The sequence below is a fragment of the Aquabacter sp. DMC10 genome (genome assembly GCF_056314145.1).
The window spans coordinates 529,991-555,641 of the sequence record NZ_JBQUYX010000001.1; the positions used below are offsets into that span (position 1 = coordinate 529,991).

The following is a 25,651-nucleotide window of genomic DNA, read 5'->3' on the forward strand; positions in this document are numbered from 1 at the left end:
AAGGAGCAGTACTATGGACGCGAACGCTGCTAAGTTCCTGGGCGCCGGTCTCGCCTGCCTCGGCATGGGTCTCGCCGGCATCGGCGTCGGTAACATCTTCGGAAACTTCCTCTCCGGCGCCCTGCGCAACCCCTCTGCGGCCGACGGCCAGTTCGCCCGCGCGTTCATCGGCGCGGCGCTCGCGGAAGGTCTCGGCATCTTCTCGCTCGTCGTCGCTCTCGTTCTGCTCTTCGTGGCCTGATCGGCGCGACATAAGCGGTGGCTTCCGGGTGCGCCCGGGAGCCTGATGGACGAAGGACGGACAGGCGAGCCATGACCAAGACATGGAAGCTGACAGTTGCTGCGGCTGTGACGGGATGCCTGCTGATGGCAGGGCCGGTGACGGTGGTGGCCGGCAGCGATACCGCACCTGCGCGGGTGTGGAACACGATGACCTCCTTCGTCGTCGCCGAGGCCCACGCGGCCGCTCCGGCTTCGGGCGAACTTGCCCATGCGGTGCATGGCGACAAGGCGGCGGGTGGTGAGCACGGCGGGGGCTTCCCGCCGTTCAACCCCACCCATTTCGCCTCCCAGCTGTTCTGGCTGGCGCTGACCTTCGGCGCGCTTTACTTCCTGATGAGCCGCGTGACGCTTCCGCGCATCGGCCGCATCCTGGAAGAACGTCATGACCGGATCGCCCGCGATCTGGAAGAGGCGTCCCAGCGCCGGGCGGAGAGTGAAGCGGCCCTGGCCGCCTACGAGAGGGCTCTGGTAGAGGCCCGCAACAAGGCCAATGCCATTGCCGGTGAGGCGCGCAACCGCCTTGCCGCCGAGACCGAGACCAACCGCAAGAGCCTGGAAGCGAGCCTCGCCGCCAAGCTTGAAGAGGCGGAACGTCGCATCGGCGCCACCAAGACCGAAGCCATGTCGCATGTGCGCGGCATCGCCGTGGACACGGCCAGCACCATCGTCACCCGTCTCGTGGGCACGTCCGCTCATGCCGGCGACGTGGAGCAGGCGGTGGATGCGGCTCTCGCCCAGAAGACGGGCGCGTGATTTTCCCTGCCGCCCCGCGTCGAGCGCGGGGGCGGCGACCTGATACCGGCGATCGAGGACTGCCATGAACGAGATGCAATTGGCCGAGCTCTGGGTGGCCATCGCCTTCCTGCTGTTCGTCGCCATCCTGCTCTATTACGGCGTCCACCGCACCATCGCCGCGGCGCTGGACAATCGCGGTGCCCGCATCGCCGCCGAGCTGGACGAAGCCCGCCGCCTCAAGGAAGAGGCGCAGAAGCTGGTGGCCGAATACAAGCGCAAGCAGCGCGAGGCGGAGACCGAGGCGGAATCCATCGTGACCGCCGCGAAGGCCGAGGCCGAGCGCCTGGCCTCCGAGACCCGCGCCAAGCTGGAAGACTTCGTCGCCCGCCGCACCCGCATGGCGGAAGAGAAGATTTCCCAGGCCGAATCCCAGGCCGTGGCCGACGTGAAGGCGGTAGCTGCCGACGCAGCGGTGAAGGCGGCCGAGCGGCTCCTGTCCGGCATCGCCCGTGACGCCGCCGTGGGTGAGCGCCTGGTGGGCTCCGCCATCTCCGACGTGAAGGCGAAGCTGAACTGAGGCCTCGCGCGTCGCCCCTTCCGGGGCCGCATCGAAGCCCGATGGATGTTGAAGACGCCGCCGCGCCCCCGGGCCGGCGGCGTCTTCCGTTTCAGGGCCGCTCTCCCGCGTCGGCCGGCGCCCGCGTGACGCCTGAAGACCGAGGCCGGTCGTGCGTCCCGGCGAACCCCCTCGGAGGTCGCACCCGCGGCACCACGCCTCTGCCCACGCGTGCGCCCATGCCACGCCGACACGCGCGCCCTGTTGGCCCGCCCTTTCCTGCGGCCCGGCGCGCCCTCCCCTCCCAACGGGCACCCCGCGGCGGCGGAGGACACGCCTTGTAGGTCGCCATGCCGTCTTGAAACCGCCGGCAAGGTCGGCCATTGCTTGGGCATGATGCCTGCCGCCCTCTTACCGCCTCACCCTTGGGCGCGCCTGCCCAGCGCCGCGCGCTGGACGGCGGTTCGGACGTGGCTGGCCGCGCTGGTCCTGTGCCTCGCGGCGCTGGTCACCGCCGCCCAGGCGCAGGATCTGCGGCCGCCGGGCAGCATTCCCCGTCCCCCCGCCAATGTGGGTGGGGGCGGTGGAGGTGGCCTGTTCGGGGGCTGGAACCCGTTTGCGCCTTTCCTGCCTCCCCAGCAGCAGCAGCCCCAGCAGGCGCAGCCCCAGGTGCCCAAGCAGCCGCAGCCGCCGCCCGAGCCGGAAGGCACGGTCTATTCCTCCGCGGATGAGGCGGTGCAGGGCAAGAAGCAGCCGCCCACCAAGTTCGTTCTGGTGATCGGCGACCGCCTCGGCGCGCAGTTCGCCAAGGGTCTGGCCGACGCCTATGTGCCCGAAAAGGGCGCCCCCGCCGTGATCGCCCGCACCGACGACGACAGCGGCTATCTGCCGGGGGAGACGGCTGATATCACCGACTGGATGGCCAAGTGGCCCGATGCGGTCACCGCCGGCCGGCCCGGTGTCACCGTCATCGCGCTGGGTTCCAACGACATTCATCCCATCCGCGACGGCGACACCCTGGTGGAGCCCTTCACGGACCGGTGGACGGAACTCTATGGCAAGCGGCTGGACGACCTTCTGAATGCCGTGCGCGCCCGCGCCCGCAACGTGGTGGTGGTGGGTCTGGCCCCCGTTCAGACACCGGCGACCACGGCGGATTATGAGCGGCTGAACGACATTCTGAAGAGCCATGCGGCCAAGGCGGGCATCACCTTCGTGAATGTGTGGGACGGCTTTGTGGACGAGGAGGGCAAGTACAATGCCTCCGGCGCGGCCGTGGACGGCCAGAGGCGGCGCTTGCGCCAGAATGACGGCGTGCGCTTCACCCGCGCGGGCGCCCGCAAGCTGGCCTTCTTCGCCCAGAAGGACATTGCCCGCATTCTCGCCGAAACCGACCTGCTTGCCCAGACGGGCCCCGGCGCCGACGGGACGCGCGGCCCCATGTCCCTGAATGATCGCCCGCGTGGCGCTGGCGGCCTCGCCGGCGGCGGCGGGCCGCAGCCGGCTGCCGTGCCTGTCGCCGCCAGCGGGAGCGAATCGCTGAAAGCCCTCAAGGAAGGGCTGCCGCTCGCCCCGCCCGCCGGCCGTGCTGATGATTTTGCCTGGCCGCCCCGCACGCCCGCCGCAGCCGGCGCGTCCACGCCGGCTTCTGCTGCAGGAACAAGTCCGGCGGCAAGGGAGAAGTAACCTCGCCGGCTTGCGAAGGTGCGAGCCGTGCCCCGGGCTTTTCAGATCCCACGCCTTGGAGTGGGGGCACAAAAAAAGCGCCCCGCCGGAGCGGAGCGCCTGCCAGACGCCGGAGGCATGTCAGACGCCACGCCCCACGGCGCTGCACCTTCAGCGAGCGGGACGGCCGTGCGGCGGCCGCCCTTCCGGCCGATCAGGCGGCTTTGGCTTCGCTCGTCTCGCCCACCGACGTCACGCGGGGCGTCTCGGCCGGGGCGGTGGCGATGGCGATGGTGCGGGGCTTCTTAGCCTCGGGAATGTTGCGCACCAACTCCACATGGAGCAGGCCATTCTCGAGGCGCGCGCCGCGCACTTCCACATGGTCGGCCAGCTGGAACCGCCGCTCGAACGCGCGCGCGGCGATGCCGCGATAGAGCACCTGGCTGTGCTCCGCATTCTCCTGCGTGGCCTTCTCGCCACGAATGGTCAGGCCATTCTCCTTGCTCTCGATGGAGAGTTCCTCGGCGGTGAAGCCGGCGACCGCGACGGTGATTCGATAGTCGTTCTCACCGGTCCGCTCGATATTGTAGGGCGGATAGGTGGGCGCCGCGTCGACGCCGCCGACGGTGTCCAAGAGGGAGAACAGGCGGTCAAAGCCGACGGTGTTGCGATACAGAGGGGTCAGGTCAAAGCTACGCATGGCATATCCTCCTAAAGCGATACGCGTGAAGCATCCGGGACCGCCGAAGCCGGCCCCGGTTTGGTCGCGCCGTCAGAATGACCGGCGCTTCCAGGCATGTGGGAAGCCGGCTTTCGGCCGTCAAGATGGGGCCGGGCGGGATTCATGAACGGGCCGTGAATGACCGCGCCGCTCCCCATTCAGGCGCGATCCCTATAGTGCCGATCGTGATATCCGGCGGTTCCGGCGCACGTCCCGCGGGTGGTCTTGGGGCTGGCACAACGCGGAGACCTTGTTGTAACTCAACGCGTCCTGCCGCATCGGGCAGGGAGGCGGACCATGCGCATCGGCGCCGCAATCCTGGGCCTTTCACTGGCGGTCTGTGCCCCATCCTGCCAGAGCCCGCAGAAATGCCGGAGCTTGCAGGCGGTGATCGCGGCCGCCGCCGCCAGCGGCGCAAGCCAGGCGGATGAGGTCGATTGGAACGGCCCGCCAGGCAGCCTGGTTCGCATTTCCGCCCCCGAAGAACCCTTTCTGCCGCTCACCACGCCCCGCCCCGAGCCGGAGCTGGCGCCCCGCATCATTTCCGCGCCCGCCGTTCCGCCCGCCCATCCCAGCGACGGCCTCGCCCGCGCCTTCTTCACCGCCCCGGTGTTCTCGCCCTATTTCAGCCGCACCGCCGGAACCGGACCGCACACGCCCATGGAGATGGAAAGCCAATTGCGCGACCGGGGGTTCACCCAGATCTCCGGGCTGGAGCTGCGCGGGGAAACCTATCTGTGCGAAGCCACCGGGCCCCGGCGGGAGCGCGTGCGCCTGGTGATCGATGCGCGCTCGGGCGAAATCAGCGGCATGGAAGTGATCGGCTTCGACGGCAAGCGCTACTGAACGCGTTGGCGGCCCGCCCAGGCCGGGCTATAGGCTTTCGACCGGACCTCGTGCGCGCGGGATTGCAATGCGGGCGGGATTGCAAAAGGCGCGACGCCGGGCGCACTCTCACACTGAAATGGCCAATACGGGACCCATGCCCCCCTCGCACGCCCGCGCCGAGACCCTGCCGCTCTCCGCCCCTCCCGCAGCGGCGGACCTGCTGCGCGCCCTGCCGGAAAGCCCGGTTCCCGCGGGCGCCGTGAGCGGGTACCTGCAGTGCGCGGACGACGTGCGCATCCGATTCGCCCATTGGCCCCCCGCGGTCGGGGTGACCCGCCGGGGAACGGTGACCCTGCTGCCCGGACGGGCGGAGTTCATCGAAAAATATTACGAAGGGGTGCGGGATCTGACCGCCCGCGGCTTTGCGGTGGCAACCCTCGATTGGCGGGGCCAGGGGGGCTCGGACCGGCTCCTCGCCAATCCCAGGCGCGGCTATGTGCCGGACTTCCTGGACTATCAGCGCGATCTGGCCGCGCTCATGCGGCAGGTGGTCCTGCCCGATCGCCCGCCGCCCCATTATGCCCTCGCCCATTCCATGGGAGGCGCGGTGCTCCTCGATGCCCTCATCGCCGGTCATCGCTGGTTCGACCGCGCGGTGCTGGCGGCGCCCATGCTCGCCATCCAACTGGGCCCCATGACCGGCACGGCGCGCCTCATCGCGGCCGTCGGCACGGCGGTAGGCCTGGGGCGCGCCTATGTGCCGGGCGGCGGCGACCGGCCCATCAATTTCCGCCCCTTTCCAGTGAACCGCGTGACCTCGGACCCCGTGCGCTATGCCCGCGTCGCGCAGTTCATCAGCCAATATCCCGACCTGGGGCTGGGCTCGCCCACCCTCGCCTGGCTCACCGCCGCCTTCGCCGCCATGGCCCGCATCACGGCGCCCGAGGCGCTGCGGTCCATCCGCCTGCCGCTGCTCCTCATGGCGGGCGGGGCCGATCGCATCGTCTCCAACCGCATGATCGAGCATGTGGCCTCGCGCCTGATCGCAGGCGCGCAACTGGTGGTCCCCGCCGCACGACACGAATTGATGATGGAGCGGGACGCCCTGCGCAGCCAATTCTGGGCGGCCTTCGACGGCTTCATCCCGCCCACGCCTTTGCCCGGAGAGACCGGACGGACCGAGCCCGTCCTGTAAAGCCCTCCCGCGCGAAGGGGACACCGGTTCGCGTGAAGGAAACGCGCTAGGCGCCGGCCAGGATCTCCAGGGCGGCCGCATGGACGGCCTTGCTGCCCGCCGCAACCACGCGCCCACCCTGGGTGGCCGGGGCGCCTTCCCAGGTGGTGACCACCCCGCCCGCCCCCTCGATGATGGGGATGAGCGCGACGATGTCGTGATTCTTCAGGCCACTCTCGATAACGAGATCCACCAGCCCGGCGGCCACCATGCAATAGGCGTAGCAATCCCCGCCATAGCGGGAGAGACGCACGCGGTCTTCCACCTTGCGGAAGGCGGCCCGGTCGGTCTCGTTCATGAGCAGCGGGCTGGTGGTGAAGAGGATGGCCTCCTCGATGGCCGGGCACGGCCGGGCGGTCAGGCGCCGGTCGCCAGCGGGGCCACGATAGAAGGCATTGGCGCCGTCGCCGAAGAAGCGCTCCTTGATGAAGGGCTGATGCATCATCCCATAGACTGCCGACCCTTCCTTCAGGAGGCCGATGAGCGTGCCCCAGGCCGGCATGCCGGAAATGAAGGACTTGGTGCCGTCGATGGGATCGAGCGCCCACACATAGGGTGCCTCGATGTGCTGGTCGTCGAACTCCTCCCCGATGATGCCATGGTCGGGGAAGTGCTGCTGGATCAGCCGGCGCATCACCTGTTCGGCGGCGCGGTCAGCCTCGGTGACCGGATCGAACGCCCGGCCGTGACTCTTGTCCTCGACGCCCAGGCTGGTGCGGAAGAAAGGCAGGATGGCCTCGCCCGACACGGTGGCGAGCTGGTGGACAAACGTATCCAGGGCAACAGGGGTCATGGCAAGCCTTCCAGAAGCCGATCCGGGACGCCGGGCGGCGGCGCCTCCCTTCTCTAAATCAGGTCCGCCGCCGATGGCATGACAAACTGAAAGACACACTGAAACGGTCGGGCGCTCCTCCCGGGCTTCAGCGTGAGGCTGGAGGGACGGGCCCGATGGGTGAGCCGGCGCAGGAAGGGGCAAAACGTTTTAACCCGGCGCCCGGGGGTTAGGCGACTTGGCTGCAAGGTCATGTGACCAAAGGAAAGTTCGCTGATCCGCCGTGCCTAATATATCAGCACCGGCCAATCTTGTGGCAGAGGCCCCATCGGCGCATATTGATGCGGCGCGGCATTGCGTGCTGCAGTGCCGCTGCCCTCCTTGGGCGTTTCCTCCCTAGACTTGGGCCGCTCCGGCATACCGTGAGCGGCCCCTTTCTTTTTGGGCGCTGTTACGCCGATGGCCGGTCTTTGCCGTGCCTTTTTCGCCCCTCGCGAAATCAGCCTCAAGCGGGACGCGCCTCCTGGCCGCCCCCCCTGCTGCAGTGCGACAAACTCGCACTTGATGCGCGCAGCCTCCTTGCGGTATTGCTGCGATGCGGCACAGCGATTGGCGTCGCTCTGCCGCTGCCCTCCTTGGGCGTTTCCTCCCTAGACTTGGGCCACTACGGATATCCGTGAGTGGCCCCTTTCTTTTTAGACCGCCTGAACGGCGGCGCCCATTGGCGCGTCGGGAGGACCAAGACACCCCCGCCAGTTGCTCTTGCGATGCCCTGCCAGTCAGCGCCCCCCCTTCGCGCCTGGGACCAAGGCGCCCTTCGGACGTAATTCAGCACCTTCGCGATGATCGACCCAGAAGGAACGTAGGCCTTCAATGCGACCGCGCGACGCTCGACGAACCTCCATGAGGCATAGGCGAGAGGAATGACGATGATGGCGGCTAGTCCCGCGTTCAGGGGTCTATTCCATTTCCTGATATCAGGTAAGAATGACCAAACGAGACAGCAAGCCCCAAAATGATCCGGAGAAGCAGGAAGTTGTTATCTCTAGATCCATCGGAATCCGAAATAAACTTGAACCCACGATTAAAGTTCAAGACACTCAAGCAACGCCACATAACTTGCGCCCCGAAAATGCCGCAACCCTGTGCTTCCCACGCCATATCAAAATCCGGCAAGCGCGGCACTTCGCTGTTCACTCTCTCTTCCAGGCGTGCCCCAGCTCCATTCGCCCGTTTCTTGGCGGACGAGAACAGGTCCAGCCAAAGCGTCACGAGGAGCGGGAGCCGGAGTGTTCAGCCGTCTGAAAGCCCCCTGACATAAGGCGCCCACCCCTGGCCCTAAGGGCCACGCAGCCGTTGCAGACCAGCCATGCTTTCGCATCGCAAACCAGCACTTGATTTATGGCACCGCAATGGGCTATTGCTGCATTGCGACATGGCGATTGGCGTCGCTGTGTCGCTGCCCTCCTTGGGCGTTTCCTCCCTAGACTTGGGCCGTTCGCTTCGGCGGGCGGCCCCTTTCTTTTTTGGGCGACCGCTCGGGACAGACGGTCTGCACGCGGACCGCGAAGCAGCGATCCGCCCTGCGCAAATTCGTATATCTGCCATTCGGAAAACGCAAGGCCGTCACACATCGCGCCGTGCGCGAAGTTGCCGCGCCCGCGCGCTACCACCCAGGGCAGCGCGACGTGGGGGTCAGCACCCCGCTCCTCCTCGATCTTGCGGGCTATTCCGCCGCCGCGCGGCGGGGCACCAGGGCCTCCAGCGCCATGGCGTTGAGCCGCCCGGCCACCGCCTCCATGTCGGCCTGCACCCGCGCAAAGCCCCCGGCCCGCTGATAGCGGGTCTCGTCCATATAGAGGCCGCGGTTGATCTCGATCTGCACCGCATGCAGGCCGGCGACCGGGTTGCCATAATGCTCGGTGATATAGCCGCCCGCATAGGGCTTGTTGCGCACCACCGCATAGCCGCGCGCGATCAGCTCAGCCTCCAGGAGGTCGGTGACAAGCCCGGAGCAGCTGGTGGCGTAGCGGTCGCCAAGCACGATGTCGGCGCGGATGCCCTCTTCCCGCGCCGGGCCGGAGGGCATGGAATGGCAATCCACCAGCACCGCCACCCCGAACGCCCGATGGATGCGCGACATGAGCCGCCGCAGTGCCTGGTGATAGGGCTTGTAGAAGGTCTCGATGCGCTCCAGCCCCTCCGCCACCGAAAGCCGGCGCTGGTAGATCTCCTGCGATTCGCCCACCACTCGGGCGATGGTGCCGAGGCCGCCGGACACGCGGATGGAGCGGGTGTTGGCAAAGGCCGGCAGGCGGCCGTCGAACATGCGCGGATCGAGCTCATAGGGCTCGCGGTTGAGGTCCAGGAAGGCGCGCGGGAACAGCGCCCGCATCAGCGGCAGCCCCTGTTCCGCCACGCCCTGGAACAGCTCGTCCACGAAACTGTCTTCCGAGCGGCGTAGGGTGTCGAAGTCCAGCCGCACCTGATCCATGAAGGCGCGCGGATAGATTCGCCCCGAATGGGGGGAGTTGAACAGGACCGGCCCCCGCACCTCCTCCGGCATCAGGATCTCGAACGGCGGGTCGATGGTTTCGGCGAGGCAAGCTGTCATCGAGGCCCGTTCATCCCAGAGCGCGCTTGAAAGGACGGCGTCATGATGCCCAAGCGGGGACCCGCTTGAGAAGATGCAGAAAGGTTCACTCCGAATTTACCCGTTTTGAGGCAAGAAGCCTATGGAGGAACCGACGCGCCCTTTCGCGCGCGCTCCTCCGCGACGGGTTGATTTTCGTCCCGAACCGGCGTCATGAGCCGGACCGAGTTGGCTCAGCCGTGGTGGCGGCCTGGTGACCTGCCGGACGGGCACGGTGGCGGGATGCGGGCAATCGAGGGGTAAGAGGCGTGTCGAAGATCCTTTTGGCCGAAGACGACAACGACATGCGTCGCTTCCTGGTGAAGGCGCTGCAGAATGCGGGCTACAATGTAGCCTCCTACGACAATGGACGCTCCGCCTATGAGCGGATGCGGGAGGAGCCGTTCGAGCTCCTGCTCACCGACATCGTGATGCCGGAGATGGACGGCATCGAGCTGGCGCGGCGGGCGACGGAGTTGGACCCGGACCTGAAGGTCATGTTCATCACCGGCTTTGCGGCCGTGGCGCTCAATGCGGACGTGGAAGCCCCTTGCGAGGCCAAGGTGCTCTCCAAGCCCTTCCACCTGCGCGATCTGGTCAGCGAAGTGGGCAAGATGCTGGCCGCCTGAGGGGCGGTCCGGCTTTCAAGCGGCTGCGCCCCGGGGCGTCCAGCCTGGGGATGACGCAATTTCCCTTTTCAAGGCGCCTTGCTTCCGGCCGAACCAGCCGATATAGAGGCGTCCTCCTGGCGGATGGGCGCGTAGCTCAGCGGGAGAGCACTACGTTGACATCGTAGGGGTCACAGGTTCAATCCCTGTCGCGCCCACCATCCGCACCTCCCTCACATGATGAGCGAAGACCACCGGAACCGCCCTCCAAGGGCGATCCCGTGCGATCCCGCGCTTTTCCGTGACGCGCATGGGCGCGCCTATTTCTCCACGAACGCCTTGAACGCCTCCGCATAGTCGGGATGCCAGCGCGACAGAGGGGGGCGATTCTCCACAATGTCGCCGGCCGCCCACAGGATGCGGCGCTCGTCCAGCGAACGGGGCACGTCATTGTCGGGGCACAGGATGTAGAAATCCCCCGCCTCCAGCCGCTCCAGCATGAAGTCCACCGTCTCGTCCGGCGTCCAGGCGCCCGCCGGCTTCTCGCTGCGCCCGCGCGCGGTCAGGCCGGTGAAGACGAAGCCGGGAATCAGCAGGTGGGCGGAGACACGGCAGCCGGGCGTGTTGCGCAATTCGTGCTGGAGCGCCTCGGTGAAGGCCTTCACGCCGGCCTTGGCGACATTGTAGGCGGGGTCGCCCGGCGGGGTGGTGATGCCCTGCTTGGAACCGGTATTGATGATGAGGCCGGGCCGGCCTTGCGCGATCATGCCGGGGGCGAAAATCTGGCTGCCCTCGATCACCCCCCACAGATTGACCGCCATGATGCGCCGCCACTGGCGTTCGGTGTCGAACGTGGAGCTGCCCGGCTGGATGCCCGCATTGTTCATCAGCACGTCCACCGTGCCGAACGCGCCCCGCACCGTCTGCTCCAGATGCTCCAGCGCGCCGGGCTCTGAGACGTCGGTCGGCACCGCCAACACATGGGCGGCGCCGGGCGGGGCTTCCGCCGCCAGCGAGCGCTCCGCCTCCACCAATGCCTCGCCGGGCAGATCGGCGATGGCCACCTTCAGGCCGAGGCCGAGAAAGCGCCGGGCAGCCGCCAGGCCAATGCCGGAGGCGCCGCCGGTGACGACGGCCACATGGCCGGGGGTGAGAGCGGGATGGGTCATGACGGCTCCTGCGATCCTGCGAACAGCGAAGGCGGGAGGAAAGCCCGCCTCCACCGCCGCCGCAAGCCATCAACGCAGAGCCTGCGCCGGAGGTCCAAGCACGGACTGGGGCAGGACGAAGGGGCCGGCCGGCACCACATTCATGCGCGCCGCCACCCCGAAGACGCTGCGCAGCACCTCGTCCGTAAGCACGTCGGCGGGCGGGCCGGACGCGACGATGCGGCCCTTCTCCACCACCACCAGACTATCCGCCGCCATGGCCGCCAGATTCAGGTCGTGCAGGATGGCCAGAACGCCGCCGCCGGCCTGCGCGTGACGACGGGCCACCTCGAGCACGAGAAGTTGATGGGACAGGTCGAGCGAGGAGGTCGGCTCGTCCAGCAGCAGGAAGCCCGCCCCCTCCCCGCCGGCATCCAGCTGCGCCAGCACGCGGGCGAGATGCACGCGCTGCCGCTCGCCGCCCGACAGCTGCTCGATGCGCCGAGCGGCAAAGCCGGACAGGTCCACCCGCGCCAGCGCCTGTTCGATGCGCGGCTCGCCGCCGGCCCCGGCGCCCATCAGGCCGATGCCCACCACCTCGGCCACGGTGAAGGGAAAGGCCACCTCCGTGGACTGCGCCAGCACCGCCCGCCGCCGGGCCAGGAGAGCCGGCGGCACAGAGGCGATGTCCCGCCCCTCCAGCATGACACGGCCGCGCGCGGGGCGCAGTTCGCCGGCCAGCACCTTCAGCAAGGTGGACTTGCCGGCGCCGTTGGGGCCGATCACCACCGTGACCGTGCCGGGATGGAGGGCGAGGGAGACGCCGTCCAGCAGCCGCCGCCCGACGCGCTCCAGGACGATGTCCGCCATCTCATAGGTGCGCGCCGCGCTCATCCCAGCGCCCCCCGTCGTCGCATGAGCAGCCACAGGAAGAAGGGCGCGCCGATGAGGGCGGTGACGACGCCGAGCGGCAATTCGGCGGGCGCCGCCAGCATGCGGGCCGCCACATCCGCCAGGAGGAGCACGGCGGCCCCCAGCAGGGCGGAGGCGGGCAGCAGCACCCGGTGGGAGGGGCCGAGGGTGAGGCGCACCAGATGGGGCACCACCAGCCCCACGAAGCCGATCACCCCGCAGGCCGCCACCGCTGCCCCGACGCCGCCCGCCACCGCGAGGATGGCGATGCGCTTTAGCCGCTCCACCCGGATGCCCAGGTGGAAGGCCTCCGCCTCGCCCAGCGACAGCGCATCGAGCCCGCGGGCGATCAGCGGCATCACCAGGAGAAGGGCGAGCACGAAGGGCGCGGCCAGCGCCGCCTTGGCCCAGGTGGCGCCACCGAGGCTCCCCAGGGTCCAGAACAGGAACTCCCGCGATTGCTGCTCGGTGGAAAGGAACACCAGGAGCCCCGTGCCCGCGCTTGCCAGCGCGCCCAGCGCGAGGCCGGCGAACAGAAGTGTCGCCACCGAGATATAGCCCTCCCGCATGGCGAGGCGGCCGATCAGCAAGGTGGTGACCAGCCCGCCTGCGAAGGCGGCGACCGACAAAGAGAGCGGCCGCAGCGCGCCGGGCAGCATCAGCCCCACATCCCCCGCCAGCACGATAAAGGCCACCGCCGCCAATGCCGCGCCGGGCGAGACGCCCACCAGACCGGGATCGGCCAGGGGATTGCGGAACACGCCCTGGAGGATGGCGCCGGAGACCGCCGTGGCCGCGCCCGCCAGCGCGCCCAGCACGGCGCGGGGCAGGCGCACATCCAGCACCACCACCCGCTCGCGAATGCCATAGCCGGAGGGCGCGGCCGTGCCGGTGACCGCGTCGCGCAGCACCGCCCACAGGCGCTCGGGGGCGATGCTCACGGGGCCGAGGCACAAGGCGGCGGCAAAGGCGGCAAGCGCCAGCAGGGCGAGCACCAGCAGGCCAAGGCGAGCGGGCGGACGCGTACGACCGGCATGCCCCGGCAGGGCGAGGCTCACTTCCCGCCTCCCGCCCAGGGGCGCGGCGGCAGGGGCGGCAGGCTCTCGCCGGGGTGCAGGGCCAAGGCGAGGTCGCGGGCCGCCTGGGGCGCGCGCGGGCCAAAGCCCAAGAGATAGGAGCCGGGCAGCGCCACGAGGCGGCCGTCACGGGCGGCGGGTGTGCCCTTGAAGGCGGGCAGGGCAAAGATCACGTCGGCGGTCAGCTTCTGCCCGCCATCGGTCATCACCACCACGGCGTCGGGGTCGGCGGTGAGGGCCACCTCGTCCACCGCCGGCTTGAAGCCGGGGATGCCGGCCATGGCGTTGGTGACGCCGGCCAGGTGGAACATGGCGTCAGCGCTGGTGCCCGCCCCGCCCACCACGGGCGTGCCGCCGGAGGCGGAGAGCACGAAGACGGCGCGGGGCTGACCCTTCAGGCCCGCCACCCCTTGGGCCAGCGTCGCGAAATCCGCGCCCACCGCATCGGCCAGCGCCCGGCCCTTCTCAGGGACGCCCATGGCATCGGCGATCAGCGTGATCTTGCGCTCGACGCTCTCCGGGGTGTGGCCGTCGGGAATGAGGACCACCGGCACGGACGCCTGCTTGAGCACATCCAGCGTGGAGGACGGACCGGCGCCTTCGATGGCGAGGATGAGGCTCGGGCTGACGGAGAGCACGCCTTCGGGGGCGAGCGTGCGGGCATAGCCTACATTGGGGCGGGAGCGCGCCTCGGGGGGATAGGTGCTGGTCTGGTCGATGCCGATCACCCGGTCGCCGAGGCCGAGCGCGAACAAGATTTCCGTGACCGCGCCGCCGATGGCGACCACGCGGCTGGCATCCACCACCTCCACCTGACGGCCCACGGCGTCGGTCACCACATGCGGCGCGCCATTCTGCGCCCAGCCGCGTGTCGGGCCGAGCGCCGTCGTCACCAGGAGCACCAGGACCAGAGACTTCACCACGCTGCGCATCGGCACTTGCCTTCCCGAAAACCGACCGCCCCGGTGCCGTCATAAATCCAGATGGCGAATTCTCAAGTCATGCGACGCAGTTTGGAATTTGTAAAACTAAGACACCCCCCCCTTCTACTTGTTTGTAATATATCCAGTTCTATTTGCAACACTACGTATGATTCCGTAAGGTTAGACCTATTCAACTTGACCTCGACCACTCCATTTCGATAGGCGGAAAGAGAAGGCGCTTTTAAGGCGCCAGAGCGCCATCCCATAGGCGGATGCGGCTCACGGCCCGCAAAGCCCGGCTCCCCGGCCGGGCGGTAGCCAGCCCCAACCCGACTTGGAGGCTTTCATGACCCGCACCCCCGCGCGGCCGTCTGCGCGCGCCCTGAACCGTTCGGCTCTCCTGTGCGGCGTGGCGGGCGCGGCCCTTTTCCTGACGCCCTTGGACGCCCTGGCCCAAACGGCCGGCGCGTCGGCAAGCGCCCCCGCGAGCACCGGCAACGAAATCGCGCTGGATGCGGTGACCGTCATCTCCACCTTCACGGACCTGCCCACGGTTGACACGCTGGCCGGTGTCAGCGTGCTGCGTTCCGAGCAGATCGAGCAGCTGGACCCGGCGCGGGCGGCGGACCTGTTCTTCGGCATGCCCGGCGTCACCGCCATCCAGAACGGCAACTCCTCCCAGACCTCCATCAATATTCGCGGCCTGCAGGACTTCGGTCGCGTCGCAGTGTTCGTGGACGGAGCGCGGCAGAACTTCACCCAGCTGGGCCACGCCAATGCGGCCGGCTCCTTCTTCCTGGAACCTGCGCTCATCAGCGCGGTGGATGTCTATCGGGGCCCGTCGTCCAACCTCTATGGCACCGGCGCCATCGGCGGCGTGGTGGCTTTCCGCACCAAGGATGTTCAGGACATCCTGGCCCCCGGCCAGACCTGGGGCGTGGAGGGCACGGGCGAGATCGCCAATAACGGCCCCATGGGCTTCGGCTCCATCTTCGGCGCCGCCCGGGTGGGGCAGAATGTGGACCTGTTCTGGGGCGGCACCTATCGCAAGGCCGACGACTACAAGGACGGCAACGGCGACGTGGTGCCCGGCACCGCCTATGACACCTGGACCGGCATCGCCAAGGCCACCTTCCGCCCGGCCGACTATCACCAGGTGAAGCTCACCGCCATCAACTATAATTCCACCTACACCACCAGCAACGAGACCCCCACCGTCACCACCAGCCAGTATGGTACACAGGTCATCAACCAGACCCTGACCGCCAACTACAATTACATGAACCCCAGCGACAATCTGTTTGCCTTCGATGGCAACATCTATTGGAACCGGGTGAAGCAGGACCAGGTGAAAGTGGCGGGATCAGCCTCCACCATCACCGGCGCGGTGGGCAACCCCCGCTCCTTCACCATCGACACCGCCGGCTTTGACGCCAACAACACGTCGCGCTTCGAGTTCTATGGCCTGCGCAACGCCATCACCATTGGCGGCGACTATTTCCATGACGACGTGAACAACGTCGACAATTACGGCTTCGGCGATGGCTACAATCCCTCCGGCACGCGCGGGGTGGGCGGCGCCTTCGTGCAGTGGCAGGGCAATTATTCCAGCTGGCTCGAGGCCATCGCGGCGGTGCGCTATGACAGCTACAATCTGAGCGGCGACGGGGTGACCAATAGCGGCGACCATGTCTCGCCCAAATTCACCCTCGGCCTCACGCCCGTGCCGTGGTTCACGGTCTATGGCACCTATGCCCAGGCCTTCCGCGCGCCCGCCGTCACCGAGACGTTGGTGTCCGGCGCCCATCCCCCGGCCATTCCCATCGTCACCTGCCCCGACGGCTCCTATGGCGTGTTCTGCTTCGTGCCGAACCCGAATCTGGCGCCGGAAGTTGGCTCCAACAAGGAAATCGGCGTCAACATCAAGTATGATGACCTCTTCATGCGCGGCGACAAGATCCGCCTGAAGGCCAACGTCTATCGCAACGATGTGTCCGACTATATCGAACTCGTGCAATACGGCACCACCCGCTACGGCACCACGGCCTATGCGCAATACCAGAACATCGCCAATGCCAAGCTCACCGGCTTCGAGCTGGAGAGCATGTATGATGCGGGCGCCTGGTTCCTCGGGGTGAACGCCACCGTCACCAATGGCAAGAACACCTCCAACGGCCAGCCCCTGTCCTCGGTGATGCCCGACAACATCGCCACCACCCTCGGCCTGCGGCTGTGGGACAACAAGCTGACCATGTCGGTGCGCTGGATGGCGGTGGCGGCGGTGACGGCGGCGGACCTGCCCACCGACGGCGTCTATACGCCCACCCCCTCGTTCAACCTTGTCAATTTCTACCTGGGCTACAGCCCTTCGCCGAACGTGCTGGCCTCGTTCTCGGTCGAAAACCTGCTCAACGAGCAGTACACTCAATACCAGCAATTCCTGCCGAGCGCGGGGCTGACGCTGAAGGGTGCCCTGACCATCAAGTTTGGCGACGGCCAGCTTGCCTCGCTCTCGCCGACGCTGGCGGGGATCACCAAATAGGGGTGACCCGCTTTCCCCCTCCTCTCATTGGGTCCAAAAGGAGTTTGCCATGTTTATCGCCATGAACCGCTTCAAGGTGAAAACCGGATCGGAAGCCGAGTTCGAGCGCGTCTGGCGCGAGCGGGACAGCTATCTGGCCACCGTGCCCGGCTTCGTCGCCTTCAACCTGCTCAAGGGCCCCCAGCGGGAAGACCACGTGCTTTATTCCTCCCACACGGAATGGCGCTCCAAGGCGGATTTCGAGGCCTGGACCAAGTCGGAGGCCTTCCGCGCCGCCCATCGGGATGCCGGCACCAACAAGGTGAATTACATCGGCCCGCCGGAATTCGAGGGCTTCGAATCCGTCCTCGCCCTCACCCCCGCCGAGAGCGCCGCCTGACCTCCGCGACGCTTTTCTGCGGCAGACCGCCCGCTTCCCCCCGGAGGCGGGCGGCTTGCGTTTCAGCCCCTTGAGGCGGCGCATTGACGGAGCCGGCGGAAGAGGCCATGTGGCAGGGGAACAGGCGCGGAACGCCCAAAGCCGCAACTCAACTGGTCCAAAACTCGACTGGTCCAGGGGCGGGTTTCGCGCGTAGCCTTCCCTGAAGGGCCTTGCCGCCGCCGCGGCGGGCGCCCGAACCGGTGAGCCCTATCCCCGCCATGACAAGCCCCACCTTGCCTTCCTCCCCGTCCGTGACCCTGCCCGTCCCGCCCTCTCCGGTGGTTCCCGCCGCCCTGCCGAAAGACCACCCCAAGGTGGCGTTCGGGCGCATCGGCGTGCTGCTGGTCAATCTCGGCACGCCGGAGGCGACCGATTATTGGTCCATGCGGCGCTATCTGAAGGAATTCCTCTGGGACCGGCGGGTGATCGAGGTCAATCGCGCGGTCTGGTGGATGATCCTCAACGGCATCGTGCTGACGGTGCGGCCGGGCCCCAAGGGCAAGGACTATGACACCATCTGGAACAAGGAGCGGAACGAAGGTCCCCTGAAGACCATCACCCGCTCCCAGGCCGAGAAGCTGGCGGCAGCGCTGGCCGCCAGCGATTCCCGCATCGTGGTGGACTGGGCCATGCGCTATGGCAAGCCGCCCATCAAGGAGCGCATCGAGGCCCTCCAGGCGCAAGGATGCGAGCGCATCCTGCTGGTGCCGCTCTATCCGCAATATTCCGCCGCCACCACCGCCACCGTCTGCGACAAGACCTTCGATGCCCTGAAAGCCATGCGCTGGCAGCCCATCCTGCGTGTCGCCCCGCCCTGGCATGACGACCCGACCTACATTGATGCCGCCTGCACGTCCCTCGAGGGCCATCTGGCCAAGCTCGATTTCGAGCCGGAGGTGATCCTCGCCTCCTTCCACGGCGTGCCGCTCTCCTATCTGCACAAGGGCGACCCCTATCACTGCCAGTGCATGAAGACCGGCCGGCTCATGCGCGAGCGGCTCGGCATGAGCGCCGAGCGGTTCCGCATCACCTTCCAGTCCCGCTTCGGCAATGAGGAATGGCTCCAGCCCTATACGGACAAGACGGTGGAGGCCCTGGCCAAGAGCGGCGTGAAGCGGCTCGCCATCGTCAATCCCGGCTTCACCGCCGATTGCCTGGAGACGCTGGAGGAGATCGGCGGCGAGAACCGGGAGATCTTCGAGCACAATGGCGGCGAGAAGTTCGCGGCCATCCCCTGCCTCAACGACACCGACGAGGGCATGCGGGTGATCGAGACCGTGGTGCGCCGCGAACTGTCCGGCTGGGTGGGCTGACGCGCGCTGTCCCAGGCTGGGACAGGGTTTCTCATACGGGCAAAACGCAGCGGGAACGAAAGGCGCGCGAATCGCGAGCGGCGACATGTTCGCCGCCCGTTCCCGGCGCGATGCGCCTCTGCCCGCCTGTCCCGGACTGGGACAGACCTCGCCGAGAGGGGAAACGCAGCCGGAACGAAGGGCGTCCGAATCGCTCAAGAGGCGATGTTCCCGGCCCGTTCGCTCCCCGGAGCCATCGCCGGATAGAGGCAAAGCCGGTGTCCCGCCTTGGCACAGGCCGGCTCGCGCGTGACAAACGCAGCACGAACGAACCCTGTCCGAATCGCGTGCGGCCCGCTGTTCCCCACCTGTTCGCGACCCGCCGCGTCCGTCACCCCAAGCTCTGGCCGAAGGCCTCGCCTCAAGCTCTGGCCTTCTCGCACGCCGCCGTGCGAGAAGGCGCAGATCCTTCCACGCAGGGCCTGTCATGAGCGCTTCTTCCTCCACCGAACGCGAACGCCCCGGCTCCCAGGGCGACTATGCCCATATCCTGCCCATCACCACGCGCTGGGCGGACATGGACATCTATGGCCATGTGAACAACGTGGTCTTTTATTCCTATTTCGACACGGTGGTGAATGAGTATCTGATGGCGCAGGGCGTGCTCGATCCCGAGCAGAGCCCGGTGATTGGCCTGGTGGTGGAAACCCGCTGCGCCTATTTCCGTTCGCTGACCTTCCCCGCGCCGGTGCGGGCGGGCCTCAGGGTGGCCCGACTCGGCTCCAGTTCCGTGCGCTATGAGATCGGCATCTTCCAGGGCGCGGATGAGAGCGCCTGTGCCCAGGGCCATTTCGTCCATGTCTATGTGGATCGCCACACCCGCCGCCCGGTCTCCCTGCCGGAGCCGCTGCGCGCGGCGCTGCTGCCGCTGGTGAAGGGCTGAAGGCGCGCGGGGCTACGCCCCCCGCGCGGGCCTTACGGCCCCAGAAGGTCGATGAGCGGGGGAATGAGCGGCTCATCGGCGGGCGGCATGGCCAGTTCCCGCAGCTTGCCGGCGCGCACCCATTTCAGCGCCGTGTGTTCGCGCGCTTCCACGCGGCCCTCCCAGCGCCGGCAGATCCAGAGCGGCATCAGGAGGTGGAAGGTCTCATAGGCATGGCTGGCGAAGGTGAGCGGCGCGAGGCAGGCTTCCTTCACCGTGATGCCCAGTTCCTCGTCCAGTTCGCGGATGAGGGTGTCTTCCGGCCGCTCGCCCGGCTCCATCTTGCCGCCGGGAAATTCCCAGAGGCCCGCCAGCGCCTTGCCTTCCGGCCGCTGGGCGACGAGGACGCGGTTGTCCGCGTCCACCAGCGCGCAGGCGACCACAAGCGTGAGCTTCATGACCGGTAGTCGCCGTTGATGGCCACATATTCCTTGGTGAGGTCGCAGGTCAGCACCGTGTCCTTGCCCTTGCCGAGGCCGATGTCCACCGTCACGTCGATCACGTCGCCGGTCATGTATTGGGACACCACGCCCTCGTCATAGGAGGGGTCGCGCATGCCCTCCGCGGCGACACGGATGTCGCCGAACCAGATGGAGAGAAGGTCGCGGTCGGCCGGCTCGCCGGCCTTGCCCACCGCCATCACCACGCGGCCCCAGTTGGCGTCCTCGCCGGCCACCGCCGTCTTCACCAGGGGCGAATTGGCGATGGACATGCCGATGCGGCGGGCGGACTTCTTGGAGACCGCGCCGGTCACATGCACGCGCACCAGCTTGCGGGCGCCCTCGCCGTCACGGGCCACCTGCTCGGCCAGGTCGCCCAGGACCCGCCGAAGCTCCTTGCGGAACGGGCCGACGCGCGGATCGTCCAGGCTCTTGATGGGGGCGACGCCCCGCTCCTTGGCCACCCCGGTGGCGAACAGGAGCAGCGTGTCGGAGGTGGAGGTGTCGCTGTCGATGGTGATGGCGTTGAAGGTGTTCACCACCCCCTTGGAGAGCAGCGCCTGGAGCACGTCGGCGGCGATGGGGGCGTCGGTGAAGACGAAGGAGAGCATGGTCGCCATATCCGGCGCGATCATGCCGGCGCCCTTGGCGATGCCGGTGATGACCACCTCGGCCTCGCCCATGGGCACGGTGGCGGTGGACACCTTGGGGAAGGTGTCGGTGGTCATGATGGCGCGGGCGGCATCGATCCAGGGGCCGGGCGCGAGGCGCTGGGCGGTCTCGTCGAGGGCGCCGCGGAACTTGGTGGCGTCCAACGGCTCGCCGATGACGCCGGTGGAGGCCAGCAGCACCTCGTTGGGCTTGCAGCCCAGCACGCCGGCGGCGACCTCGGCCGTCAGCGCGGTGGATTCGCGGCCCTTCAGGCCGGTGAAGGCATTGGCATTGCCCGAATTGACCACCAGCGCCCGCGCCTTGCCCTTCTTGAGCACGGTGCGGCACCATTCCACCGGGGCGGACGGGCACAGGGAGCGCGTGGTCACGCCCGCCACCGTGGTGCCGCGCACGAAGGAGGCCATCAGCACGTCGGTGCGGCCCTTATAGCGGATCCCGGCCTCGGCGGTGGCAAAGGTCACGCCCGGCACGGGCGGCGCTTCCACCAGGACCTTGGGTGCGAGGGGAGAGACGGACGCGGACATGGAGGCCCCCGGGGCAAAGGTCGCCGCACAATCGGCGCTGTGGGTGTGCCGCACCTCGCCGGCCAAGGCAAGGGGCGGGGCGGGGAAGGACGTCCCCGGCCAGGCCTTCCGGCAGAAGGAAAGCCGGCAAAGGCCGGGGCGCGAGAAAACGGTGGACCGCGACACGGAAAAGGGCCCCGCCGGCAACCGGCGAGGCCCTTCAGACCCGTTCGGGCATGCAGGAGGCGGGCGGCCGATCGGCCGCCCCCGCCCTCAGTTCTTCGGCGCAGCCGGGGTGGCGGGCGCGGCCGGTGCGGCGGGAGCCGCAGGCGCGGCCGGGGCGGCAGCGGCGGTCTTTTCCACCTTGGCGTCGGCGCGCAGCTTGGTGACGAGCTCGGTCTGGGCCTTGCGCACCAGATACTGGTCGATCTGGTCCTTCACCTGGTCGTAGGTGGGGACGGGCTTCTGCCGCTTATCCTCGACCTTGATCACGTGATAGCCGAACTGGGTCTTCACCACGTCCGAGACCTGGCCCTTCTCAAGCTTGAAGGCGGCATCGGCAAATTCCGGCACCATCTGGTCCTTGGTGAAATAGCCGAGGTCGCCGCCATCCTCGGCGCTGTCCTTGGAATTTTCCTTGGCGAGAGTGGCAAAGTCGGCGCCGGCCTTGGCCTTGGCGTCGATCTCCTTGGCCTTGGCCTCGCTGTCCACCAGGATATGGCGGGCGCGCACTTCGATCTCGGGCTTGGTGGACTTCACGAATTCCTCGTAGGTGGCCTTCTTGGCCTCCTCGCTGACGGCCTTCTTGGCCTCGGAATTCAGCAGCGCCTCCATGAGGGCCTTGGTGCGCGCATAATTCATGCGCTGCTGGAAGTCGGCGGTCTGGTCCAGCTTCTGGGCCTCGGCCGCCTGGGCCAGCACGGTCATGTCGGTGAGGAAGGACAGCACATATTCGCGGCGCTGCGCGGGCTGGGCCTGGGGCAGGCCGGGGCCGATGTCTTCCTCGGCGATGGCCACCTCGCTGGCGCGGATCGGCGTGCCATTGACCGTGACGACCACGGGGTCGGCATCGGCGGCCTGCGCGGGCGCGGCGGCAGCGGCGGGCGCCGACGGGGCCGGAGCCGACTGGGCGGGCGCGGCCGCCTTGGGAGCCGCGGGGGCCTGAGCCAGCGCTTCACCGCCAAGAGCAAGAGCCGAGAGAGCCACCGCCAGGACTGCGGTGTGGGCGGGACGCATCATATCCTTTATCCTCAACCTTTCGTAGGCGCCCACCAAGACGTTGGGCGGGCCTGGGCTGGCCGGAAACGGGGGCTCGACGATCCGTGGGACCACGATCCATTGACTCTGCCCGTCAGGCGCGCGCACCCTTGCGCAGCTTTCCATCGGACACAAGGGGACAGTGAGGTGTCCCCATGGCCACTCCGCGGTGCCTTCGCGGCAAAGGTGGGGCAGGCCCCGCGTGAGGCGGGGCACCGCTTTTGGGCGGGCCGGGGGAGCGGCGAAGAATAGAGCGGAGAATCCTCCACCGGGGCCTTCCGCTTCTGCCCGCGAGCCTGTATAAGGCGCGCCTCCTATCGAGAAGACTGGTTTCGCTCGCCTGCGCGAACCTACGCGGCAGGAACACTGGCTTACGACGTTTCGGAGTTTGGACATGGCCGTCCCGAAGAGAAAGACCTCCCCGTCCCGCCGCGGCATGCGCCGTTCGGCGGACGCGCTGAAGCAGCCCACTTATGTGGAAGACAAGGATTCCGGCGAGCTGCGCCGCCCCCACCACCTGGACCTGAAGACCGGCATGTATCGCGGTCGCCAGATCCTGAAGCCCAAGGTGGAAGCCTGATCGCTTCCGACACGGCGCGGCACTCGCCGCGCCGGCGGGTTGGCGCGCTCCATCCCGGTGCGCGCGAGACCGGCAGGCAACAGCTGGGGCGGCATGTCCGTCCCTGGTGAAAGGCCGGGCGACCAGACCTCGTGTCCTGAACACCTATTGTTCTGAAGACCTTGTGTCCTGAAGTCCGCCTGTGTTGCGGACCGCGGCGCTCCCGCGCCCGGCGCCGGCTGTGAACCGCCGAAAGACGCCTCGCGCGCTTAAGCCTCAACAGCTTGATTTGACTGCGGATTGTCCCGCCTCTCCCAAGGGGGCGATGACAGGGGGCCGCGAATATGCCACCCATCCTGGCGTGACCTGCCGCCCTCGCGAGAGCGGCGCGCCGGACGAGAGGACTGTGCATGCTCACGCCCATCCCGCTGCTGATCGTGCCGCTGGCCGTCTACAACATCTTCGTCTTCCTCACCCCCGGGCTGGACTGGAACGCCGTCGTGGCGACCATTCCCATGATGTCGGGCGCGAGCTGGACGCTTTCCATTGCCGATGGCTTTCTCGCCTTCAGCCTGCTCATTCTGCTGGTGGAAGTGCTGAAGGCCACGCGCGTGTCCTCGCGCAACATTTTCGATCACATCCTGTCCGTGCTGCTGTTCGCCATCTCGGTGGGTGAATTCCTGCTGGTGGCCCAGGCCGGCACCTCGGTGTTCGCCCTCATGGGGCTCATTATGCTGTTCGACGTGATCGCCGGCTTCTGGATCTCGGTCCGGGTGGCCCAAAGGGATGTGGCGCTCGATTCCCGGATCGACTGAGGGCGACAGCACCCCACGGCTGTCCACAATCGGATTTGCAATGCGGCGCCCGGCCCCTCATCTTAGGCGCAAGGGCGAACCATCGATCCGTGTCGGTCCGCAAGGATCGGGCAGTGTCGCCGCCGAGAAGACACGGCCTTAGAACGTGCGGGACGTCGAGTGAGCCAGAAGCGCGGCAATGGGCGGACCCGACCGGGTCCGGGACCGGAGGCGGACCCAAGGCCGGTCGCGCCGCAGACGCCGGCCGCGTCCACCACGCCCCCGCCCGCTCCCCTAAATCTTGCGCCTCAGCCCGCCGTGGACGACGCCCTCGGCCTGCTCACCGCCGCCGGCTGCGTGGGCTACCGCTGGTGCATCGAGTCCGACGCCCTGGCCTGGACGGCCAATGTGGAGACCGTGCTCGGCGCAGGAGCCGCCGCCCGGTTCGCGACCGGCTCCGCCTTCCTGGCCCAGAGCCGGCTCGACCCGGCCATCCCCGGCAGCCTGCGGGCGGTGCTCGCCCGGGGCGACGCGGACACCGGGAACGGCGTGCCCTACGCCTCCTCGTTTCAATTGCAGGCGGATGCCGCCCGCCTCCTGTGGGTGTCCCATTCCGGCCGCTGGTTCGCCGGGCCGAACGGCCGGCCGTCGGTGGCGGCGGGCACCCTCCACGTGCTGGCCCCGGCGGAAGTGCCGCTTCACGCCCCCTTTGTCGGGCACATGGATGCCCTGACCGGCCTGCCCACCCGCAGCCGCCTGATGGACATTCTGGACCAGCGGCTCGCGGCGGAGGCCCACCGCCGGGCGACGGGCGCATCCCCGCGGGGGGACTGGGCGCTGTTCCTGGTGGGCATCGATCATCTCGGCCGGGTGAACGACACGTTCGGATTTGCGGTGGCCGACGAGATCATCGCCCACATGGCCGACCGCCTGCGGCTGACGGCACGGATCGGCGACGTGGTCGCCCGCTTCTCCGGCAACAAGTTCGCACTGCTGGCGGCGGACGTGCCGGCGGCGGAGCTGACCCATCACGCCACCGCCCTCATTGCCGAAATCCGCCGCGCGCCCGTCTTCACCAGCGCCGGCCCCATCCCCGTGTCCGTGACGGTGGGGGCCGTGGCCATGCCGGCGCAGCGCTCCACGGCCGGGGAAGTGATGGCCCGGGCGCAGGAAGCCCTCGACATGGCCCGCCGCCGCGAGCACGGGTCGGTGGTGGTCTGCGCCCCCCATTCGCCGAGCGAAATGCGACGCCAGCGCAATGTCCGCCTCGCCGACGAGATCATGCGGGCGCTGGAGGAAGACCGCATCCAGCTCGCCATCCAACCGGTGGCGGACACGCTGACCCGCGTGCCGGTCTTCCACGAGGCGCTCGCGCGCATCCTGCCGGCGCCGGGGCTTCAGACCCGGGCCACCGGGCGAATCGTGGAGGAGGCGGAGAAGCTCGGCCTGATGGGCGTGTTCGACCGTAAGATCCTGCGCCTGGTGACCGCCGCCATGCGGCGCGATCCCGAGCTGACGCTCTCAGCCAATGTGTCGCCCTCCTCCCTGGCGGACCAGGCCTGGCACGATCTGTTCGCGCGGGAGGTGACCCCGGACATCGCCGCGCGGCTCATCCTGGAGGTGACCGAATCGGCCGCGGTGCACGATTTCGAGGCCGCCCGCGACTTCGTGGCCGAGGCGCATCGGGTGGGCGCGCGGGTGGCCATGGACGATTTCGGCGCCGGCTTCACCTCGTTCCGCAACCTGCGCGGCCTGGGCGTGGACATGGTGAAGATCGACGGCAGCTTCGTCATGCACATGGCCCGCTCGCCCGACGACCGGACCTTCGTGGAGGCGATGATTCACCTCTCCCGCCAATTGGGCATCACCTGCGTGGCGGAATGGGTTCAGAACGAGCGCACCGCCCATTTGCTGGCCAGCGCCGGCTGCCACTATATCCAGGGCGCGCTCACCGGCCTTGCGCGGCCGCTGGAAAGCGATCCGGCCCGGAGATTGGACGCGGAAGGGTGACGGCCGTCCCGGCCGAGGTGGCCGGGCGCGGGAGAGGGCGGGCCTGCGGTGCGCGAGGCGCCACGTGGCCCAAGGCCACGGCCTCAA

At 68.2% G+C, this 25,651-nt stretch carries 25 protein-coding genes and 1 tRNA gene; 15 read left to right on the forward strand and 11 right to left on the reverse strand.

Annotated elements, in window-relative coordinates:
- The first annotated feature begins 13 nt into the window (after positions 1–13).
- From ACT54L_RS02445 to ACT54L_RS02460, 4 genes are all read left to right on the forward strand, one after another.
- The gene (locus ACT54L_RS02445) at positions 14–241 is read left to right on the forward strand and encodes a F0F1 ATP synthase subunit C (RefSeq protein WP_476083946.1); all 228 of its coding nucleotides are present in this window, start codon (positions 14–16) and stop codon (positions 239–241) included.
- Between the two features lie 188 nt (positions 242–429).
- Positions 430–1,035: a F0F1 ATP synthase subunit B gene (locus ACT54L_RS02450; RefSeq protein WP_476084402.1), complete on the forward strand. Its 606-nt coding sequence runs from the start codon at positions 430–432 to the stop codon at positions 1,033–1,035.
- 64 nt (positions 1,036–1,099) lie between these two features.
- Entirely contained in the window at positions 1,100–1,594 is a 495-nt protein-coding gene (locus ACT54L_RS02455) for a F0F1 ATP synthase subunit B family protein (protein WP_476083947.1), read from the forward strand.
- 372 nt (positions 1,595–1,966) lie between these two features.
- A complete protein-coding gene (locus tag ACT54L_RS02460; RefSeq protein ID WP_476083948.1) occupies positions 1,967–3,259 on the forward strand; it encodes an SGNH/GDSL hydrolase family protein in 1,293 nt (430 codons plus the stop codon).
- Between the two features lie 193 nt (positions 3,260–3,452).
- Here the strand turns inward: ACT54L_RS02460 and ACT54L_RS02465 are convergent, their stop codons facing one another.
- Complete coding sequence (locus ACT54L_RS02465) at positions 3,453–3,938, reverse strand: Hsp20 family protein (RefSeq protein WP_476083949.1); 486 nt, start codon at positions 3,936–3,938, stop codon at positions 3,453–3,455.
- 318 nt (positions 3,939–4,256) lie between these two features.
- Here ACT54L_RS02465 and ACT54L_RS02470 point away from each other — a divergent pair, with 318 nt between their 5' ends.
- On the forward strand, positions 4,257–4,805 hold the full coding sequence (locus ACT54L_RS02470; protein ID WP_476083950.1) for a hypothetical protein: 549 nt from the start codon (positions 4,257–4,259) through the stop codon (positions 4,803–4,805).
- 136 nt (positions 4,806–4,941) lie between these two features.
- Positions 4,942–5,982: an alpha/beta fold hydrolase gene (locus tag ACT54L_RS02475; RefSeq protein ID WP_476083951.1), complete on the forward strand. Its 1,041-nt coding sequence runs from the start codon at positions 4,942–4,944 to the stop codon at positions 5,980–5,982.
- 46 nt (positions 5,983–6,028) lie between these two features.
- On the opposite strand, the gene hisN is transcribed toward ACT54L_RS02475, so the two are convergent.
- The 3 genes from hisN to ACT54L_RS02490 form a co-directional block, all read right to left on the reverse strand.
- A complete protein-coding gene (hisN, locus tag ACT54L_RS02480) occupies positions 6,029–6,814 on the reverse strand; it encodes a histidinol-phosphatase (protein ID WP_476083952.1) in 786 nt (261 codons plus the stop codon).
- A gap of 930 nt (positions 6,815–7,744) precedes the next feature.
- On the reverse strand, positions 7,745–7,990 hold the full coding sequence (locus ACT54L_RS02485) for a hypothetical protein (protein WP_476083953.1): 246 nt from the start codon (positions 7,988–7,990) through the stop codon (positions 7,745–7,747).
- Between the two features lie 529 nt (positions 7,991–8,519).
- Positions 8,520–9,407 carry an N-formylglutamate amidohydrolase gene (locus ACT54L_RS02490; protein ID WP_476083954.1) on the reverse strand — a complete coding sequence of 296 codons (888 nt, stop codon included), beginning with the start codon at positions 9,405–9,407 and terminating at the stop codon, positions 8,520–8,522.
- Between the two features lie 287 nt (positions 9,408–9,694).
- On the opposite strand from ACT54L_RS02490, the gene cpdR reads away from it, so the two are divergent.
- Both cpdR and ACT54L_RS02500 read left to right on the forward strand, forming a co-directional pair.
- A complete protein-coding gene (gene cpdR, locus ACT54L_RS02495; protein WP_209098765.1) occupies positions 9,695–10,054 on the forward strand; it encodes a cell cycle two-component system response regulator CpdR in 360 nt (119 codons plus the stop codon).
- A 125-nt stretch (positions 10,055–10,179) separates the two neighbouring features.
- Positions 10,180–10,254 (forward strand) — tRNA-Val (locus ACT54L_RS02500).
- 99 nt (positions 10,255–10,353) lie between these two features.
- On the opposite strand, the gene ACT54L_RS02505 is transcribed toward ACT54L_RS02500, so the two are convergent.
- From ACT54L_RS02505 to ACT54L_RS02520, 4 genes are all read right to left on the reverse strand, one after another.
- A complete protein-coding gene (locus ACT54L_RS02505; protein ID WP_476083955.1) occupies positions 10,354–11,202 on the reverse strand; it encodes an SDR family NAD(P)-dependent oxidoreductase in 849 nt (282 codons plus the stop codon).
- A 69-nt stretch (positions 11,203–11,271) separates the two neighbouring features.
- On the reverse strand, positions 11,272–12,075 hold the full coding sequence (locus ACT54L_RS02510; RefSeq protein ID WP_476083956.1) for a heme ABC transporter ATP-binding protein: 804 nt from the start codon (positions 12,073–12,075) through the stop codon (positions 11,272–11,274).
- Positions 12,072–13,151, reverse strand: coding sequence for a FecCD family ABC transporter permease (locus ACT54L_RS02515; RefSeq protein ID WP_476083957.1), 1,080 nt, complete (start codon positions 13,149–13,151; stop codon positions 12,072–12,074). Before ACT54L_RS02515 ends, ACT54L_RS02510 begins: the two co-directional genes overlap by 4 nt.
- Positions 13,148–14,101, reverse strand: coding sequence for a heme/hemin ABC transporter substrate-binding protein (locus ACT54L_RS02520; protein WP_476084403.1), 954 nt, complete (start codon positions 14,099–14,101; stop codon positions 13,148–13,150). The genes ACT54L_RS02515 and ACT54L_RS02520 overlap by 4 nt, the downstream gene beginning before the upstream one ends.
- Positions 14,102–14,438: 337 nt before the next feature.
- On the opposite strand from ACT54L_RS02520, the gene ACT54L_RS02525 reads away from it, so the two are divergent.
- The 4 genes from ACT54L_RS02525 (at position 14,439) to ACT54L_RS02540 (ending at position 19,290) form a co-directional block, all read left to right on the forward strand.
- Positions 14,439–16,634, forward strand: coding sequence for a TonB-dependent hemoglobin/transferrin/lactoferrin family receptor (locus ACT54L_RS02525; protein WP_476083958.1), 2,196 nt, complete (start codon positions 14,439–14,441; stop codon positions 16,632–16,634).
- A gap of 49 nt (positions 16,635–16,683) precedes the next feature.
- A complete protein-coding gene (gene hmuQ / locus ACT54L_RS02530; RefSeq protein ID WP_476083959.1) occupies positions 16,684–17,013 on the forward strand; it encodes a heme-degrading protein HmuQ in 330 nt (109 codons plus the stop codon).
- 260 nt (positions 17,014–17,273) lie between these two features.
- Positions 17,274–18,368 carry a ferrochelatase gene (gene hemH / locus ACT54L_RS02535; RefSeq protein WP_476083960.1) on the forward strand — a complete coding sequence of 365 codons (1,095 nt, stop codon included), beginning with the start codon at positions 17,274–17,276 and terminating at the stop codon, positions 18,366–18,368.
- Positions 18,369–18,834: 466 nt separating this feature from the next.
- Complete coding sequence (locus tag ACT54L_RS02540) at positions 18,835–19,290, forward strand: acyl-CoA thioesterase (RefSeq protein WP_476083961.1); 456 nt, start codon at positions 18,835–18,837, stop codon at positions 19,288–19,290.
- A 32-nt stretch (positions 19,291–19,322) separates the two neighbouring features.
- On the opposite strand, the gene ACT54L_RS02545 is transcribed toward ACT54L_RS02540, so the two are convergent.
- The 3 genes from ACT54L_RS02545 to ACT54L_RS02555 form a co-directional block, all read right to left on the reverse strand.
- Positions 19,323–19,727, reverse strand: a complete 405-nt coding sequence (locus tag ACT54L_RS02545; RefSeq protein ID WP_476083962.1) for a (deoxy)nucleoside triphosphate pyrophosphohydrolase — start codon at positions 19,725–19,727, stop codon at positions 19,323–19,325.
- The gene (argJ, locus tag ACT54L_RS02550) at positions 19,724–20,965 is read right to left on the reverse strand and encodes a bifunctional glutamate N-acetyltransferase/amino-acid acetyltransferase ArgJ (protein ID WP_476083963.1); all 1,242 of its coding nucleotides are present in this window, start codon (positions 20,963–20,965) and stop codon (positions 19,724–19,726) included. Before argJ ends, ACT54L_RS02545 begins: the two co-directional genes overlap by 4 nt.
- A 252-nt stretch (positions 20,966–21,217) precedes the next feature.
- The gene (locus ACT54L_RS02555) at positions 21,218–22,183 is read right to left on the reverse strand and encodes a peptidylprolyl isomerase (protein ID WP_476083964.1); all 966 of its coding nucleotides are present in this window, start codon (positions 22,181–22,183) and stop codon (positions 21,218–21,220) included.
- 412 nt (positions 22,184–22,595) lie between these two features.
- Between ACT54L_RS02555 and rpmF the strand changes: the two genes are divergently transcribed.
- The 3 genes from rpmF (at position 22,596) to ACT54L_RS02570 (ending at position 25,564) form a co-directional block, all read left to right on the forward strand.
- Positions 22,596–22,781 (forward strand): 50S ribosomal protein L32, encoded by a 186-nt coding sequence (gene rpmF, locus ACT54L_RS02560; RefSeq protein WP_274776185.1) that lies wholly within the window; start codon positions 22,596–22,598, stop codon positions 22,779–22,781.
- A 389-nt stretch (positions 22,782–23,170) separates the two neighbouring features.
- Positions 23,171–23,575 (forward strand): hypothetical protein, encoded by a 405-nt coding sequence (locus ACT54L_RS02565; protein ID WP_476083965.1) that lies wholly within the window; start codon positions 23,171–23,173, stop codon positions 23,573–23,575.
- Between the two features lie 297 nt (positions 23,576–23,872).
- A complete protein-coding gene (locus tag ACT54L_RS02570) occupies positions 23,873–25,564 on the forward strand; it encodes an EAL domain-containing protein (protein WP_476083966.1) in 1,692 nt (563 codons plus the stop codon).
- The last annotated feature ends 87 nt before the right edge of the window (positions 25,565–25,651 follow it).

Excerpts from the sequence above, each read along its gene's own strand:
- ACT54L_RS02445 (WP_476083946.1), top strand. The coding sequence starts at position 14 with ATGGACGCGAACGCTGCTAAGTTCCTGGGCGCCGGTCTCGCCTGCCTC.
- ACT54L_RS02450 (WP_476084402.1), top strand. The coding sequence starts at position 430 with ATGACCTCCTTCGTCGTCGCCGAGGCCCACGCGGCCGCTCCGGCTTCG.
- ACT54L_RS02455 (WP_476083947.1), top strand. The coding sequence starts at position 1,100 with ATGAACGAGATGCAATTGGCCGAGCTCTGGGTGGCCATCGCCTTCCTG.
- ACT54L_RS02460 (WP_476083948.1), top strand. The coding sequence starts at position 1,967 with ATGATGCCTGCCGCCCTCTTACCGCCTCACCCTTGGGCGCGCCTGCCC.
- ACT54L_RS02465 (WP_476083949.1), bottom strand. The coding sequence starts at position 3,938 with ATGCGTAGCTTTGACCTGACCCCTCTGTATCGCAACACCGTCGGCTTT.
- ACT54L_RS02470 (WP_476083950.1), top strand. The coding sequence starts at position 4,257 with ATGCGCATCGGCGCCGCAATCCTGGGCCTTTCACTGGCGGTCTGTGCC.
- ACT54L_RS02475 (WP_476083951.1), top strand. The coding sequence starts at position 4,942 with ATGCCCCCCTCGCACGCCCGCGCCGAGACCCTGCCGCTCTCCGCCCCT.
- hisN (WP_476083952.1), bottom strand. The coding sequence starts at position 6,814 with ATGACCCCTGTTGCCCTGGATACGTTTGTCCACCAGCTCGCCACCGTG.
- ACT54L_RS02490 (WP_476083954.1), bottom strand. The coding sequence starts at position 9,407 with ATGACAGCTTGCCTCGCCGAAACCATCGACCCGCCGTTCGAGATCCTG.
- ACT54L_RS02505 (WP_476083955.1), bottom strand. The coding sequence starts at position 11,202 with ATGACCCATCCCGCTCTCACCCCCGGCCATGTGGCCGTCGTCACCGGC.
- ACT54L_RS02510 (WP_476083956.1), bottom strand. The coding sequence starts at position 12,075 with ATGAGCGCGGCGCGCACCTATGAGATGGCGGACATCGTCCTGGAGCGC.
- ACT54L_RS02520 (WP_476084403.1), bottom strand. The coding sequence starts at position 14,101 with ATGCGCAGCGTGGTGAAGTCTCTGGTCCTGGTGCTCCTGGTGACGACG.
- ACT54L_RS02525 (WP_476083958.1), top strand. The coding sequence starts at position 14,439 with ATGACCCGCACCCCCGCGCGGCCGTCTGCGCGCGCCCTGAACCGTTCG.
- hmuQ (WP_476083959.1), top strand. The coding sequence starts at position 16,684 with ATGTTTATCGCCATGAACCGCTTCAAGGTGAAAACCGGATCGGAAGCC.
- hemH (WP_476083960.1), top strand. The coding sequence starts at position 17,274 with ATGACAAGCCCCACCTTGCCTTCCTCCCCGTCCGTGACCCTGCCCGTC.
- ACT54L_RS02540 (WP_476083961.1), top strand. The coding sequence starts at position 18,835 with ATGAGCGCTTCTTCCTCCACCGAACGCGAACGCCCCGGCTCCCAGGGC.
- ACT54L_RS02545 (WP_476083962.1), bottom strand. The coding sequence starts at position 19,727 with ATGAAGCTCACGCTTGTGGTCGCCTGCGCGCTGGTGGACGCGGACAAC.
- argJ (WP_476083963.1), bottom strand. The coding sequence starts at position 20,965 with ATGTCCGCGTCCGTCTCTCCCCTCGCACCCAAGGTCCTGGTGGAAGCG.
- ACT54L_RS02555 (WP_476083964.1), bottom strand. The coding sequence starts at position 22,183 with ATGATGCGTCCCGCCCACACCGCAGTCCTGGCGGTGGCTCTCTCGGCT.
- rpmF (WP_274776185.1), top strand. The coding sequence starts at position 22,596 with ATGGCCGTCCCGAAGAGAAAGACCTCCCCGTCCCGCCGCGGCATGCGC.
- ACT54L_RS02565 (WP_476083965.1), top strand. The coding sequence starts at position 23,171 with ATGCTCACGCCCATCCCGCTGCTGATCGTGCCGCTGGCCGTCTACAAC.